The sequence below is a fragment of the Fusobacterium sp. JB019 genome (assembly GCA_030673965.1).
In the GTDB taxonomy this organism is placed as follows: domain Bacteria; phylum Fusobacteriota; class Fusobacteriia; order Fusobacteriales; family Fusobacteriaceae; genus Fusobacterium_B.
In genome coordinates this window covers 1-16,459 of sequence record JAUTCN010000011.1, presented here as the reverse complement: position 1 = coordinate 16,459, position 16,459 = coordinate 1, and the positions used below count along the sequence as shown (strand labels likewise).

Here is a 16,459-nt window from a genome sequence, read left to right as displayed (position 1 = left end):
ATTTAAAATTTACATAAATTTTACAAATAATGGTACTAATACTAATGATACTATAGTCATTAATTTTATTAATATATTCAATGCTGGACCTGAAGTATCCTTGAATGGATCTCCAACTGTATCTCCAACAACTGCTGCTTTATGTCTATCAGACCCTTTAGAATCACCTTTATAGCCACCTTCAATTTGTTTTTTACCATTATCCCAAGCTCCACCTGCATTGGCCATCATTATTGCCATTAAGATTCCTGTTACCAATGCTCCTGCAAGTAATCCTCCTAATGCTTCCACTGACCAAAGTCCTACTATAATTGGTGCTACTAGAGCTAAAACTCCAGGTAAAATCATTTGTTTTAGTGATGAATGTGTCGAAATTTCAACACATCTTCTATAATCAGGTTTTACTTTTTTCTCCATAATTCCTGGCATTTCTCTAAATTGTCTTCTAACTTCTTCAACCATTTCCATAGCTGCTTTTCCTACTGCTGTCATTGTTAAAGCTGAGAATAAGAAAGTTAGCATTCCACCAATAAATAATCCTACAATTACATCGGGATTAGTTACATCTATTGCTAATGGCTTTCCACTCTGAGCCACTACTGCCGCTCTATATGCAGCAAACAAAGATAATGCTGTAAGTGCTGCTGATCCAACTGCAAATCCTTTTCCTACTGCTGCTGTTGAATTTCCTACTGCATCTAGTTTATCTGTACATTCTCTAACTTCTTCAGGAAGTTCTGACATCTCAGCAATTCCACCAGCATTATCTGCTACTGGACCATAAGCATCTACTGCCACTACCATTCCTGTTGTTGCTAACATTCCTACTGCTGCTATTGCTATTCCATATAATCCAGCTGCTTTAAAGGCTACCAATATAGCTGCTGCTATTGTAATTATAGGAGCTACTGTTGATTCCATTCCAACAGCTAATCCTTCTATTATAGCTGTTGCTGCTCCTGTTGCTGCTGCATCTGATATTCTGTTTACTGCTTTTTTTCCTGTATCAGTATATATTCCTGTAAAGTAAGCTATTATTAATCCTGCAACTAATCCTGCAACAATAGCATAGAATACTCCTATTTCTAAACCTAACATTGAAACGACTCCATAAGAGGCTATTATTGTTAATAACCCAGCTATTCTAGTTCCACCTTCTAATTTAGCATGAACTTTATTAGGATCATTTGTCTTTACTGTAAATGTTGCTATTATTGATCCTATAATTCCTAAAGCGGAAATTAAAATCGGCGCAAATGCGTAATTAAGTGTATTTTCTGGCATTGTAAATCCAATTGTTATAGCTGCTATTATTGATCCTACATATGATTCAAATAAGTCAGCTCCCATTCCTGCAACGTCTCCAACATTGTCTCCAACATTATCAGCTATTGTTGCTGGATTTCTAGGATCATCTTCTGGTATTCCTGCTTCTACTTTACCAACTAAGTCAGCTCCAACATCTGCAGCTTTAGTGTATATTCCACCACCAACTCTTGCAAATAATGCTATTGAAGAAGCTCCCATTCCAAAACCAGTTATATCTGTGAAAGAGGCTAAATCTCTTCCCATAACTAATATTAGAATAGATAACATTAACATTCCTAAACCAACAACAGAAAGACCCATTACAGCTCCTCCTGAGAAAGCTACATCAAGTGCTTTTGCTAAGCCACCTTCTTTAGCTGCTACAGATGTTCTTCCATTTGCCTTTGTCGCTATTCTCATTCCTACGTTTCCTGCTAAAGCAGAAGTGATTGCTCCAAGTATAAATGCAATTGCTGTGTTAACAGAAATAAAGAATCCTAAAGCTAGTGCTACCCCTATAACAAACCATACTAAAATCTTATATTCAGCAGTTAAAAAAGCCATTGCTCCTTCTCTAATTGCTTCTGTTATTTCAGCTACCCTTGGAATGTTAATTTCATAACTTTCAACTTTCTTTGAATAGAAAAATGCTGCTAATAATGCTAGTATTCCTGCTCCTATTCCTAAATACATAATTTGTTCCATCTTTTAACCCCCCCTTATTTTGTTGTGTTCCATTGTATTATATTAGTTTATTTCTTTTATTTCAAGTATTTTCTTATTTTAGTATAAAATTTTCTGTTTTTGATATTGTTCCATCTCTCTTTACAATTAAAACTTCTAAACCTTTTTCCTTTGCAAGTTGAAATGCTTTATTTTCAGGCATTAAAAACAAAGCTGTTGAATATATGTCAGCTAAAAAAGATGAATTACAAATTACAGCTACTAATTTTTTATCTCTAATTGGATAACCTGTTTTATTGTCCATAATATGATGATACTTTTTACCATTTATTTCTATATAAGTTTGATAATCTCCACTAACACCTAATGATTTTCCTGATAATTCAACTATTCCTAGTGTCTTACTCAAATCAAAAGGATCTTGAATTCCTACTCTCCAAGGTTTATTTTTAATTTTTGTTCCTATTGTTGTTATGCTTGATATAGAGGTTATAAACACATGCTTTTCACCTCTTTTTTCTAATAGCTCTTTTGCTTTTAAAATAGCATATCCTTTTAGAAAAGAACCTGTATCCATTTCTTTTGTTTTAGCTAAATATTTTAAATGATTATTTTCAACTATAACATTTGAAAAATCTACAAACTCTAATGCTTTTTTTATCTCTTGTTTTGTAGGAACTGTTGTTCTATCGTTTTGTCCAAATCCCCAAAGTTCTAGCAAAGGAGAAATTGTAACATCATATTTTCTATCACTTTCTTCATATACTTCTTTAATTTTTTTTAAAATATCTTGAAACTCTAAATCTATATTAACAATTTTATTTGTAGAGGTGTTTATTTTATATATGGCTGAGTTTTTATTTTTACTGTTATATCTTTCATCAATATCACTTATTTTTTCAAAAGCTAAATTTATTGACTTCTTCGCCTGTGATTTATTGTTTGAATAAATCACAATATTAATATAAGTTCCAAATAAAAATCTCTGTTCACTTATTTTTTCTACAGACTTTCCGCATCCGCATAAAGTAACTAGTAATAAAAAAACTAAAGTATTCTTAATCTTCTTGTTCAATTTCTTCTTTCCCAAAAGTTATTTTATCTTCTAAGATTTCTTTAAATACTTTTGTCATTAAATTAGCTTTTTTACTAGTTTTTACTAATGCTGGATTTCCTTTATTTAAATCTCTCATTCTTTTTCCTGCAACTATTGTTAGAATATATTTATTTTCTATTTTATTTAAAAGTTGATCATAAACTACTGCTGTTTTCATTGTTCCTCCTAATTTTTCCCTTTAATTATATTAATTAATTCTTCACAAGATTTTTCAACTGTATAATTTATTATTGAGATATCATACTTTTCTTCAAATTCTAATTCTTTTAATGAATTTTTCAATCTTAATTGAATAGTCCCTTCATCATCAGTTTTTCTCCCTCTCAGCCTTTTTTCTAATTCTTTTAAAGTCGGAGTTTTGAAAAATATCATATTTGCTTGGGGATAAACTTCTTTAACTTGAAGTCCTCCTTGAACATCTATTTCTAGTATAACATTTTCTCCGTTTGATAATCTATTTTCTACTTCTGACTTCAAAGTTCCATAATAATTTTCATGAACCTTAGCATATTCTAAAAAATCTCCATTTTTTAATTTTTCTTCAAATTCTTCAATAGATAAAAAGTAATAATCAACTCCATTAACTTCACCTTTCCTAGGCTTCCTTGTTGTAGCTGACGTTGCTAAATTTATTTTTAGCATTTTTCTAACAAGTCTGCATATTGTTGATTTCCCAGCACCACTTGGTCCCGAAACTACAAATAAATTTCCCTTTGTCATTTTAATATCTCCTTAATAATTATAATTATTCTATATTCATTGCCTGTTCTCTTATTTTTTCTATTTCAGCTTTGCACTCTACCACAAGTTTAGATATATCATATGAATTTGATTTAACTCCCATTGTATTAAGTTCTCTAAACATTTCTTGAAGTATAAAATCAATTTTTTTACCAATTGTTTTGCTATTAGAACTAAGTTCAATATGAAGCTGTTTTAAATGACTTTCTAATCTTGAAACTTCTTCTGAAATGTCACTTTTATCTGTAAATAATAAAATTTCTTTTAGTATATCTTTTTCTGAAAATTCAATTTCTTCTTTTATTCTATCTAGTCTTTTAACTAATTTTTCTTTATATATTTCAACTACTTCTTCTTTATGTTTTTTTATTATTTCTAAATTTTTTTCAATAAAGATAACTCTTTCTTTAAAATATTCTCTTAATCTATTTCCTTCCTCTTTTTTAAATAAAATAAAAGAATCTAAAAGTACTTTTAGTTGCTCTTCTATTATTTCTTCATAGTCATTTGAATTTTGTTCTTTCTTTTTTATAACGTTAAAATTATTAACTAAATAGTCTATTTTATTAGAAAATTTTTCTTCTAAATCTTTTTCCATCTTATTTAAAACATTTAAATAAGATTCACATATTTTTTCATCATATTCATATAAATTTTCAATATCTCTTCTATCTTCAAAACTTATTCTTAAATCAATGCTTCCTCTAGATATTCTAGAACCAACTATTGATCTTATTTTATTTTCTAAAGAATTTAAAGAATTTGGAATTTTTACTTTTAAATTTAAATTTTTGTTATTAACACTTTTTATTTCCATACCAACAATAAAATTAGAATCTTGATACGAAATTTTAGAATACCCTGTCATACTTCTCATATAGTGACCTCTTTAATTTTATAATATATCAAAATAGGCGACAACTGTCGCCTATTTTTTATTGTTCTTCTTTTACTTCCTTAGGAATTATATGTTTGTAATTTATGTAACCAGTTCCTGCTGGAATCTTTTTACCTATAATTACATTTTCTTTTAATCCTTCTAAGTAATCTTCTTTTCCTTCTATAGCGGCATTAGAAAGAACTTTTGTTGTTTCTTGGAATGACGCTGCTGAAATAAAGCTTTCTGTATTAACAGCCGCTTTTGTTATCCCTTGTATAACTGGCTCATACTGAATTAACTTTTTATTTTCTGCTTTTAATGCTTCATTTTCTAAATCAACAATTCTCTTCTCAACTACTTCGTCTTCTAATAATAGTGAAGAACCTGAATTAAGAATTCTTACTTTTTTAAACATTTGTTTTACGATAATCTCTATATGTTTATCATTTACTGTAACACCTTGATCTCTATACACTTGTTGAACTGACTCAAGTATAAATTGTTCAGCTGCTACTAATCCTTTTATGTTTAGTACATCATAAGGAGAAATTGCTCCATCAGTTATTTTATCACCAGATTTTACTAACATACCATCAGTTACAACTAAGTGATCTCCTACTGAAACTAAGTATTCTTTAAATACTTCACTATTACTAACATCTCTAACTAATAGAATTCTCATTCCTTTTTTCTTTTTATTAGTTATCTCAACTTTACCATCAATTTCAGTTAATAAAGCTTTTCCTTTAGGATTTCTTGCTTCAAATAATTCTTGTACTCTTGGAAGACCACCAGTGATATCCTTAGTTCCTTCCCCTTCTTTTATAAGTTTAGCAATTACTTGACCACTTCTTACTTTTTCACCTTCATGTACCATCATATAAGCTCCAAATGGAATTGGATAACTAGATTTTACTTCTTTATTATCATCTAAAATTAATAATCTTGGGTTACTATCTCCTGATTCAACTGGTTTTACTGCTAGATATTCTGTAACACCATATTTTTCATCATAATTTTCTTTTACAGTAATCTCTTTAAAAGCAACTTCACCATCTTGATCACAGATAATAGGAATGTGATATGGATTAACATCTGCTAATATATCACCCTTTTGAAGTTGTGCACCATCTTTTACTCTTAATATAGATCCTGACGGAATTTCATGATCATTATTTTCAATAGAAACTTTTGCTGACTGACTTACAACAATTTCATCTCCATTCTCGTTAACTAATATTTTTACATCTTTAAATTTAGCTATACCACTATTTTCAGCTTTCTTAGTAGTTGCTGAAGCTGTTGCCATAGCTACTCCACCTGTATGGAATGTTCTCATTGTAAGCTGAGTTCCTGGTTCCCCAATTGACTGAGCTGCTATAACTCCAACTGCTTCCCCTTCTAAAACTTCTTGATGATTAGATAAATCCATTCCATAACATTTTTTACATACACCTTTTTCTAAAGAACAAGTTAAAGGTGATCTTATTTTTATTTTCTTTATTTCTAACTCTTGAATTTTAGCAATTAATTCTTTATTTATTAATGTATTTCTAGAAGCTATTACTTCTTTATCTACTACTAAATCTTCTGCTAAAACTCTTCCATTTATTCTTTCTGCTAAAGTTTCTATAACTTTTCCTTCAGAAATTAGGTCAGATACTTCAATTCCTTCATGAGTTCCACAATCTTCTGCATTAACTATAACCTCATGTGAAATATCAACCAATCTTCTTGTTAAATATCCTGAATCGGCTGTTCTTAGAGCTGTATCTGCTAACCCTTTTCTTGCTCCATGTGAAGACATGAAAAATTCTAATACTGTTAGTCCTTCACGGAAGTTTGCCTTAATTGGTACTTCTATGATTCTACCTCTAGTATCGGCCATATTTCCTCTCATAGCTGCTAATTGTCTCATTTGTTGAACTGATCCTCTGGCTCCTGAAGTCGCCATCATATAAACTGGGTTGAACTCATCTAGTCCATTCATCATCGCATTAGTTACATCTTCAGTAGCTTTTGCCCAAACAGATATAGTTTTTCTATATCTTTCTTCGTTTATAATTTTTCCATCTTTATATTCTTGGTCTATATTTGTTATATCATCATCTGCTTTTTCTAAAATTGCTTTTTTAGTTTCTGGAATTTCTAAATCTTCTATCCCTACTGAAACCCCTGCAAATGTAGAATAATGATATCCAAAGTTTTTAACTTTATTTATTATCTCTGCAGTTACTGTAAATCCAAATTTATCATATAAATCTGCTATTAATTTTTTTAAAGGACCTTTACCATAAGTTTGAGTATAATTTCTTATTTCTTCTGGTAATATTTCTGCAAATAAAACTCTTCCTGGAGTAGTTGTTACTAATTTATCTCCCATTCTAACTTTTATAATAGAGTGAGTTACTACAACTCCATTTTCATAAGCAGTTAAAGCTTGAGCTTTATTTGAAAATTGTTTTCCTTCACCTTTACATCCAGGTCTATCTTTTGTCATATAGAAACATCCCATAACCATGTCTTGTCCTGGTACTGCTATTGGTTGCCCATTTGAAGGAGAAATTATATTATTTGGAGCTAACATCAATAATTTTGCTTCCATTATAGCTTCTGGAGATAATACTAGATGTACCGCCATTTGGTCTCCATCAAAATCCGCATTAAATGCTGAACATACTAATGGATGTAATCTTATAGCTTTTCCTTCAATTAACACTGGCTCAAAAGCTTGAATTGATAATCTATGTAAAGTTGGGGCTCTGTTTAATAATACTGGATGTCCTTTTATTACATCTTCTATTACATCCCATACTTTATCATCTGCTTCTTCAACTAGTTTTTTAGCTGTTTTTATGTTAGTTGCTAACTCTCTTTTTACTAATTCTCTCATTATAAATGGTTTATATAGTTCTAAAGCCATTTTTTTAGGTATTCCACATTGATTCATTTTTAGAGATGGTCCCACAACAATAACTGATCTTGCCGAATAGTCTACCCTTTTACCTAATAGATTTTGTCTAAATCTTCCTTGCTTTCCTTTAAGCATATCTGATAATGATTTTAATTCTCTATTATTTTGTGCAACAACAGGTTTTCCTCTTCTTCCGTTATCTATAAGAGCATCTACAGCTTCTTGAAGCATTCTTTTTTCATTTTTCACAACTATTTCAGGAGCTTTAATTTCTAATAACTTTTTAAGTCTGTTATTCCTATTAATAACTCTTCTATATAAATCATTAAGATCTGAAGTTGCAAATCTTCCACCGTCTAATTGAACCATTGGTCTTAAATCAGCTGGTATAACTGGTACATTTTTTAGTATCATCCAAGCAGGTTTATTTCCTGATTCCAAAAAGTCTCTAACAATTTTTAATCTTTTGGCTACTTTTTTTCTCTTTTGGCTAGAAGTAACTTCTTCTAAATCTTTTTCTAAATTTTCTTTTATTCCATTTAAGTCTAAACTCTCTAATAAACTTAATATCGCTTCTGCACCCATTTTAGCTTCAAATGCACTTTTGTACATTTGTTTAAATAATTTGTATTCTTTTTCGTTTAAAATCTTACCTACTGGTAAAGATTCTTCTGAACTTTTTATAACTACATATCTAGCAAAATAAAGTACAGATTCTAATTCTTTAGGTGAAATCCCTAATACTAACGCCATCTTATTTGGTGTCCCTTTTGAATACCAAATATGAGATACTGGGGCAGCTAATGCTATATGCCCCATTCTCTCTCTTCTAACTTTAGATTTAGTTACTTCTACCCCACATTTTTCACAAACAAGACCTTTATATCTCATTCTTTTATATTTTCCACAAGCACATTCCCAATCTTTACTTGGTCCAAATATTCTTTCACAGAATAGACCATCCATTTCAGGATTTAATGTTCTATAGTTTATTGTCTCTGGTTTTGTTATTTCTCCATGAGACCATTCATAAATTTTTTCAGGCGAAGCAAGTTTTATTCTTATTTTTTCAAAACTTTTTATTCCCATATTAAATGTTATGCCTCCTTAATCGAGATAAAGTTTTTACACTTTATATTATTATCTAAATTATAATTGATAAATTATTTTATTTTTCTGCCGACTCTTCTCTTTCTTCTAAAGAGCTTAAAGAAAATTCTGTAATTGTTTCTTCTTTATTGTGATCCTCATCAACATTTATAATATTTCCTTCTTTATCAAATAACTCTATATCAAGTGCTATAGCTCTAAATTCTTTTAATAAAACTTTAAATGATTCTGGTAAATCTGCCTCTGGCATATCTTCACCTTTTACTATAGCTTCATAAGTTTTTGTTCTTCCATTTATATCGTCTGATTTAACTGTAAGCATTTCTTGTAATATATTTGATGCTCCATAAGCTTCTAAAGCCCATACTTCCATTTCTCCTAATCTTTGTCCACCAAATTGAGCTTTTCCTCCCAATGGTTGTTGAGTAACTAAAGAGTAAGGTCCTATTGCTCTCGCATGCATTTTATCTTCTACCAAATGATGTAGTTTTAACATATACATTATTCCTACTGTAACTTGGTTATCGAAAGCTTCTCCATTTCTTCCATCATAAAGTGTTACTTTTCCACTTCTAGGATATCCTGACTTTTCTAAACGATCTTTTATTTCCATTTCAGTCGCACCATCAAAAACTGGTGTTGCAATATATCTTTTATCTCTGTCTGGAATATTTTGTAAAGCTAGTCCTAAATGTACCTCAAGTACCTGCCCTATATTCATACGAGATGGAACTCCTAGTGGATTTAAAACTACATCTAAATGTGTTCCATCTTCTAAGAATGGCATATCTTCAGCTGGTAAAACTCTAGATACAACCCCTTTATTTCCATGACGTCCCGACATTTTATCCCCAACAGTTATTTTTCTCTTTTCAGCTACAAAAACTCTTATAACTTTATTTACTCCAGCTTTTAAATCATCTCCATTTGCTCTAGATAATTCTAAAACTTCAACAACTGTTCCTTTTGAACCATGAGGCATTTTTAAAGAAGTATCCCTTACATCTCTTGCTTTTTCTCCAAAAATAGCTCTTAACAATTTTTCTTCTGCAGGAGGCTCTGTTTCTCCTTTAGGTGCTGTTTTTCCAACTAAAATATCTCCAGCTTCAACTTCAGCTCCAACAACTATTACTCCATTAGCATCTAAGTTCTTTAAAGCTTCTTCTGAAACATTTGGAATTTCTCTTGTTATTTCTTCGTCACCTAATTTAGTATTTCTAGCTTCTATTTCGTACTCTTCTATATGAATTGATGTAAATACATCATCTTTTCTTAATCTTTCAGATATTAAAATCGCATCCTCGTAGTTATATCCTTCCCAAGGCATGAATGCCATAAGTATATTTCTACCTAACGCCAAATCTCCACCTTTAGTAGCTGGTCCATCAGCAATTACTGTTCCTTTTTTTACCTTTTCCCCTAAATCTACTATTGGTTTTTGATGTAAACACATTGCCTGGTTTGATCTTTCATGATTTAATAGTTTGTATGAATATTCTATTCCCTCGTTAGACATAATCTTGATTAAATTTGCGTCTACATAAGAAACTGTTCCTTCTACTTCACTTATTACAACTGCTCCAGAATCAACAGCTACTTTTCTTTCTAGTCCAGTTCCTACATAAGGAGCTTCTGTTCTAAGAAGAGGAACTGCTTGTCTTTGCATGTTTGATCCCATTAGTGCACGGTTCGCATCATCGTGTTCTAAGAATGGTATTAAACCAGCTGAAACCGATACAACTTGTTTAGGAGATACATCTAAATAATCTACCTTCTGTCCTGAAATTTGAACTATCTCATGACCAAATCTACAAGTTACCTCTCCTACTAGTTCTCCGTTTTCAGAAATTTCTGTATCTGCTTGCGCTATAAATAATCCGTCTTCTTCATCTGCAGCCAAATAAACAACTTTATCAAATTGAGCTACACCATTTTCAATTTTTACAAATGGAGTTTCTATAAAACCATAACTATTTACTTTTGCATATATAGCTAGTGATCCAATCAATCCGATATTTGGTCCCTCTGGAGTCTCTATTGGACAAACTCTACCATAATGTGAATCATGAACGTCTCTAACTTCGAACCCTGCTCTCTCTCTTGAAAGTCCTCCTGGTCCTAAAGCTGATATTCTTCTTTTATGAGTTAACTCAGCTAGTGGATTTGATTGATCCATAAATTGAGATAATTGTCCTGATCCAAAGAAATCTAATATCAAGGCATTTAATGGTCTAGTATTTAATAAAGATTGAGACGATAAAGTTTCTGAATCTTGTATTGTCATTTTTTCTTTGACCATTTTAGACATTTTTGTTAATCCTGTTCTTATTTGCATTAGAAGTAATTCTCCTACCCCTCTAATTCTTCTATTACATAAATTATCAATGTCGTCAGTATGTCCTTCTCCATTAAATAAATCCATAATTACTTCAACAGTTCTCGTGATATCACTTTTAGTTAATAAAACCTCTTCAGAATCGATATCTAAACCTAATCTTTTATTAAGTTTATATCTACCAACTGGTTCTAAATCATATCTTTGTGGATTAAAGAACATTTGTCTTATTAATGATTTAGCTGAATCTACTGTTACTAAATCTCCTGGTCTTAATTTTTTAAAAACTTCAGTTACTGCTTCTTCTTTTGAAACTGTTGTATCATTTAATAAACTGTTTGCCAATACTTTTTCTCTAGGAGTAACTTTATATATAATAATATTTAAAACTTTATTTTCTATTAAATTTAAGATAAGCTCTTCATTTATATAACTTTGAGCTTCTCCTATAAATTCTCCATCTTCTTCATTTAAAACATCTTCTTTTAAAAAACTTCCTTCTATTTCTGCTCTTAAAGCATCTACTAATTCTTGTTTATCTTTATATTCTTCATAATAAGTTGTTAAGTCTAATTCTTTAGTTTCTAAAAACTGATCCATTATTTCTTCGTTTGTATTAAAGAAATCAATAGCTTTTAAAAACACTGTAGCCAATACTTTTTTCTTTCTATCAATCTTAACATTTAAAAAATCATTTTTATCAGTTTCAAACTCTAACCAAGTTCCTTTATAAGGAATAATTTTCCCTACAAATAAGTCTTTCCCTATTTGTAAGTTTACATCCTTATCAAAAGAAACCCCTGGAGATCTATGTAACTGTGATACAACTACTCTTTCTGCTCCATTTATTATAAATGTTCCTCTTGGTGTCATTAATGGTACTTCACCAAAATAAACTAAACTTTCTTGTATCTCATTTCCACTTTTTTTATTTGTTAATCTTAATCTTACTTTTAATGAAGCTGAATATGTTTTCCCTCTTTTTTTACACTCTAATTCGTTATTCAAAGGTGGTTCAGCATCATGTAATTCATATGAGATATAATCTAATTGGATATCTCCATTAGAAGAATCTATTGGAAATACTTCTCTAAAAGCAGATTCTAACCCTTTATCTTCTCTTGATAGTGGATTATTTTTTGATTGAATAAAATCTTCATAAGAATTCAATTGGAATTCAAGGAAGTGAGGCATTACTCCTCTTTCTTGTATTTTTCCATAATTAAATCTTTCAACGAGTTTCCCCATTTACTCACACTCCTTCAACTTTTAATGTCAATACCTAACCTTTTGAAAATAAAAAATACCTATAATTTCAAAAGATTAAGTATCAACTACTAAAAAATTAAACATAACTTTATTGTAAAGATGATTAAAATAGGCACTCTTCCTGAGTGCCTATTTCTTTTTTTTTGTACAAAATTTATGTATTGATTTAAACTATTTAACTTCTACTGTTGCTCCAGCAGCTTCTAATTTAGTTTTAATTTCTTCTGCTTCTTCTTTAGATACAGCTTCTTTAATCATTCCACCATTATCTGCTAATGCTTTTGCATCTTTTAATCCTAAACCAGTTATTCCTCTGATTTCTTTAATAACTCCTATTTTTTTAGCTCCTGCTGAAACTAACTCTATGTTAAATTCAGTTTTTTCTTCTGCTGCTGCTGCTCCTCCTGCTGCTGCTACTGCTACTGGAGCTGCTGCTGTTACTCCAAAGTGATCTTCAAGAGTAGTAACTAATTCTCTTAATTCTAATACTGACATAGCTTCTAAGTCAGCTATAAATTGCTCTTTATTAAATGCCATTTTAATTTTCCTCCTAATATTTTTTATTATTAATTTTATTTTATTATTCTGCAGATTCTTCTTTTTTATCTGCTAATGCTACTACACCGTAAGCAAGTTTTCTTACTGGTCCTAACATTCCATTTAATACCATAGACAATAGTTCGTCTCTTGATGGTAAAGTTGCTAATTCTAGTACTTCCTCAACAGAAACTCTGTTTCCTGTTAAATATCCACCTTTAATATTAAATATTTTTGCCTTTGCATTTGCTTTAGATACTTCATGCATAACTTTAGCTGGCGCTACAACATCATCATATCCAAATGCAAATGAAGTAGTTCCTTCTAATATATCATCAAAAGAATCTTCAACTCCTGCTTCTTTAAGAGCTATTTTAAATAATCTATTTTTAGCTACTAAATATTCTCCACCAGATTCTCTTAAAGATTTTCTAAGTTGAGTTTCTTCTTTAACTTTTATTCCTTCATAGTCAACAAGAACTATAGATTGCGCTCTTTTTATTTTTTCAACAAGTAATGCTACTGCTTCTTTTTTAGCTTGATTTGCCACTTCATTTCACCTCCTCTTTCTAAAAAAAATACCTTCGTACCATTATAACGTGGAACGAAGGTTGTAATCTTGCAATGAGGTCTATGAATACCTGATTCCAACCTCGGTAGGATTTACTTTCTTAATTACCCACTGTCTTTAGTTTGGATTTATATTAAATTTTTATCCAACAATCTATTATACTCTATCCTTTATTATTTTTCAAGAGTTTTTTTATTTTTATCCTATTTCTTTAACTAATAAAGCTGGATCTAATTTAAGCCCAGGTCCCATAGTTAATGAAACTGCTACTGTTTTTAAATATTGTCCTTTAGCATCTGCTGGCTTTAATCTAATTATTTCTGCCATAAATGTTTTAAAGTTTTCATATATCTTTTCATCATCAAAATTAACTTTTCCTATCGGAACATGAATAGATCCTAATTTATCTACTCTAAAAGCTAACTTACCTTTTTTAAATTCTGAAACTGCTCCTGCAATATTAGGAGTAACTGTTCCTGATTTAGGATTTGGCATTAATCCTTTAGTTCCTAATATTCTTCCTAATCTTCCTAATTTAGGCATCATATCTGGAGTTGCGATTACGATATCAAAATCTAACCAACCTTGTTGGATTTTTTCGATATACTCTTCTGCACCTGCATAATCTGCTCCTGCTTCTAATGCTTTATCTATATTTTCACCTTGAGTAATAGCTAGTATCTTAACATTTTTTCCAGTCCCATGAGGTAAAACAACTGTTCCTCTTATTTGTTGACTTGCATGTCTAGGATCTACCCCTAATCTTAAAGCAACTTCTACAGTTTCTAAAAAGTTTGCTGTTTTAGTCTTAACTACAGTTTCTAATGCTTCTTTCACATCATATAATTTCGCGCTATCTACTAGTTTAGCAGCTTCTATATATTTTTTTCCTCTATGTTTTGCCATCTTTTAAATTTCCTCCTTCTGTGGTCAATGGATTTTATCCTACCACTTAATATACCAAAAGATTAAGATTAATCTTCTATTTTTATTCCCATAGATCTTGCTGATCCAGCTATTATTTTCATTGCAGCTTCTATTGATCCTGCATTTAAATCAGGCATTTTAGTTTCTGCTACTTCTTTTAATTTTTCTTTATTTATAGTTCCAGCTACTTCTGTTAAAGAATTTCCAGCTGCTTTTGATATCCCAGCTGCTTTTTTTAATAAATCTGATGCAGGTGGAGTTTTCATGATAAATGTGAATGATCTATCATTATAAACAGATATTTCTACTGGAATTATCCATCCTGATTTATCTTGAGTTTTTGCGTTAAACGCTTTACAAAACTCCATTATATTTACACCATGTTGCCCTAATGCTGGTCCAACTGGTGGTGCAGGATTTGCTTTACCTGCAGGTAATTGTAACTTAATTATTTGAATAACTTCTTTTGCCATTTCTTTATTACACCTCCAAAATGTTGTGGTACTAATGATTTTTCTCCCACTAGATTAGAATATAATCTAATCCTCTTTTTTAACATCAGTAATGTTGACTTCTACTGGAGTCATTCTTCCGAACATCTCTACCATTACTTTAACTTTTTTATTTTCTAGATTAATTTCTGCAACTTTTCCTTTTTGATTTATGAATCCTCCATCTAAAAGAACTACATAATCTCCTAACTCAAAGTCTACGGCAACTAATTCTGAATCTTCATTTTCACTATTTTCTAAGCTATATCCTATAACTCTGAATATATTTTCTACTTCTTCATCTTCCATAGGAATAGGATCTGATCCCACACCTACGAAACCAGTAACACCATTAGTATTTCTGATTATATACCAAGCATCAGAATCAACCTTATAATTAATTCCTTCTTCACTCTCTTCTCTTGTAGTATACATATTCAACATTACATATCCAGGAAATAATTTTCTGCTAATAATTTTCTTTTTTCCTCTTCTTAGCTCAACTGATTGTTCTTCTGGAACCAAAATATCAGTAACGATTTCGTCCATTGATAAAGCCTCTATTTTTTGCTCTAAATCAGTTTTTACTTTTTTTTCATACCCTGAATAAGTATGTATCATAAACCATTTTTTTTCTACAACTGTTTTCATTCTATTGACCTCCAAATAGAGATACAAGTATCTTTAAAAGTCTTAAAGCAACCATATCAAAAACTCCCAAATATATGCTTAATAAAACACTCATAGCCACAACCCACGCAGTAGCATGCTTTATAGCTTTTTTTCTAGGCCACTCCACTTTTGAGTATTCCATTTTTACATTCCTCAACAATTTCATAGTTTTTCCACCTTTTTATATTTAATAAAAATGGCAGGTCAAGAGGGACTCGAACCCCCAACCCTCGGTTTTGGAGACCGATGCTCTACCAATTGAGCCATTGACCTGCATGTTGATAACTATTAACTTTCTTTAAATCTTATTTTTTAGTTTCTTTGTGTAATGTTTCTTTGTTACACCATTTACAATACTTCTTTAATTCTAATCTTTCTGTAGTATTTTTCTTATTTTTTGAAGTACTATAATTTCTTCTTTTACATTCTGTACATTCTAATTGAATATTTACTCTCAACTCATACACCTCCATTTACTTATCGGATAATTTCTAATCCTCCCATACCTAATTTGTATGGTAATAGAGTTTTTAAATGATTCTAGTTTAATTAAGACTAAAAGATTATACCTTTTATTTACATATATGTCAAGTTTTTTTTAATTTTTTTATCCAAAATAAAAAAAGCAATCTAATAGATTGCTTTGAATTCATATGGCGCTTCTTGTTGGACTTGAACCAACGACAACACGATTAACAGTCGTGCGCTCTACCAACTGAGCTAAAGAAGCATTTATATTAAAGATTGGCAAGTTCTTATCCTCCCAGAGGGCTGCCCCCCAAGTACTTTCAGCGTTTATGAGCTTAACTTCTAGGTTCGGTATGTTACTAGGTGTACCCTCATAGCTATTCTTGCCAATCATTATTAATTTTTTTTCATTCAACACTTGATACTACACAGTAA

14 protein-coding genes, 2 tRNA genes, 1 rRNA gene and 1 other annotated feature are annotated in these 16,459 nt (G+C 30.6%); all 17 genes read right to left on the bottom strand.

Annotated elements, in window-relative coordinates; genetic code table 11:
• Nucleotides 1–9: 9 nt before the first annotated feature.
• Complete coding sequence (locus tag Q7K47_07895; protein ID MDP0507121.1) at nt 10–2,013, bottom strand: sodium-translocating pyrophosphatase; 2,004 nt, start codon at nt 2,011–2,013, stop codon at nt 10–12.
• Between the two features lie 73 nt (nt 2,014–2,086).
• Nucleotides 2,087–3,067, bottom strand: a complete 981-nt coding sequence (locus tag Q7K47_07890) for an FAD:protein FMN transferase (protein ID MDP0507120.1) — start codon at nt 3,065–3,067, stop codon at nt 2,087–2,089.
• Nucleotides 3,051–3,266, bottom strand: coding sequence for a DNA-directed RNA polymerase subunit omega (rpoZ, locus tag Q7K47_07885; GenBank protein MDP0507119.1), 216 nt, complete (start codon nt 3,264–3,266; stop codon nt 3,051–3,053). Before rpoZ ends, Q7K47_07890 begins: the two co-directional genes overlap by 17 nt.
• Before the next feature lie 8 nt (nt 3,267–3,274).
• The gene (gene gmk / locus Q7K47_07880; protein ID MDP0507118.1) at nt 3,275–3,829 is read right to left on the bottom strand and encodes a guanylate kinase; all 555 of its coding nucleotides are present in this window, start codon (nt 3,827–3,829) and stop codon (nt 3,275–3,277) included.
• 25 nt (nt 3,830–3,854) lie between these two features.
• On the bottom strand, nt 3,855–4,727 hold the full coding sequence (locus Q7K47_07875) for a YicC/YloC family endoribonuclease (protein ID MDP0507117.1): 873 nt from the start codon (nt 4,725–4,727) through the stop codon (nt 3,855–3,857).
• 58 nt (nt 4,728–4,785) lie between these two features.
• The gene (rpoC, locus tag Q7K47_07870; protein ID MDP0507116.1) at nt 4,786–8,733 is read right to left on the bottom strand and encodes a DNA-directed RNA polymerase subunit beta'; all 3,948 of its coding nucleotides are present in this window, start codon (nt 8,731–8,733) and stop codon (nt 4,786–4,788) included.
• Nucleotides 8,734–8,812: 79 nt separating this feature from the next.
• Nucleotides 8,813–12,337 carry a DNA-directed RNA polymerase subunit beta gene (rpoB, locus tag Q7K47_07865; GenBank protein ID MDP0507115.1) on the bottom strand — a complete coding sequence of 1,175 codons (3,525 nt, stop codon included), beginning with the start codon at nt 12,335–12,337 and terminating at the stop codon, nt 8,813–8,815.
• A 192-nt stretch (nt 12,338–12,529) separates the two neighbouring features.
• Nucleotides 12,530–12,895, bottom strand: a complete 366-nt coding sequence (gene rplL / locus Q7K47_07860; protein MDP0507114.1) for a 50S ribosomal protein L7/L12 — start codon at nt 12,893–12,895, stop codon at nt 12,530–12,532.
• A 43-nt stretch (nt 12,896–12,938) separates the two neighbouring features.
• Entirely contained in the window at nt 12,939–13,445 is a 507-nt protein-coding gene (gene rplJ / locus Q7K47_07855; GenBank protein ID MDP0507113.1) for a 50S ribosomal protein L10, read from the bottom strand.
• Nucleotides 13,446–13,461: 16 nt separating this feature from the next.
• Nucleotides 13,462–13,605 (bottom strand) — a sequence feature (ribosomal protein L10 leader region).
• A 59-nt stretch (nt 13,606–13,664) separates the two neighbouring features.
• Nucleotides 13,665–14,372 carry a 50S ribosomal protein L1 gene (gene rplA / locus Q7K47_07850; GenBank protein MDP0507112.1) on the bottom strand — a complete coding sequence of 236 codons (708 nt, stop codon included), beginning with the start codon at nt 14,370–14,372 and terminating at the stop codon, nt 13,665–13,667.
• 68 nt (nt 14,373–14,440) lie between these two features.
• Nucleotides 14,441–14,866 (bottom strand): 50S ribosomal protein L11, encoded by a 426-nt coding sequence (gene rplK, locus Q7K47_07845; protein ID MDP0507111.1) that lies wholly within the window; start codon nt 14,864–14,866, stop codon nt 14,441–14,443.
• A gap of 66 nt (nt 14,867–14,932) precedes the next feature.
• Nucleotides 14,933–15,535 (bottom strand): transcription termination/antitermination protein NusG, encoded by a 603-nt coding sequence (gene nusG / locus Q7K47_07840; GenBank protein ID MDP0507110.1) that lies wholly within the window; start codon nt 15,533–15,535, stop codon nt 14,933–14,935.
• A gap of 1 nt (nt 15,536) precedes the next feature.
• A complete protein-coding gene (secE, locus tag Q7K47_07835; protein ID MDP0507109.1) occupies nt 15,537–15,722 on the bottom strand; it encodes a preprotein translocase subunit SecE in 186 nt (61 codons plus the stop codon).
• Between the two features lie 31 nt (nt 15,723–15,753).
• Nucleotides 15,754–15,829 (bottom strand) — tRNA-Trp (locus Q7K47_07830).
• 32 nt (nt 15,830–15,861) lie between these two features.
• Entirely contained in the window at nt 15,862–16,029 is a 168-nt protein-coding gene (gene rpmG / locus Q7K47_07825; protein ID MDP0507108.1) for a 50S ribosomal protein L33, read from the bottom strand.
• A 181-nt stretch (nt 16,030–16,210) separates the two neighbouring features.
• A tRNA-Asn gene (locus Q7K47_07820) sits at nt 16,211–16,286 on the bottom strand.
• 12 nt (nt 16,287–16,298) lie between these two features.
• Nucleotides 16,299–16,415, bottom strand: a 5S ribosomal RNA gene (gene rrf, locus Q7K47_07815).
• Nucleotides 16,416–16,459 lie beyond the last annotated feature (44 nt).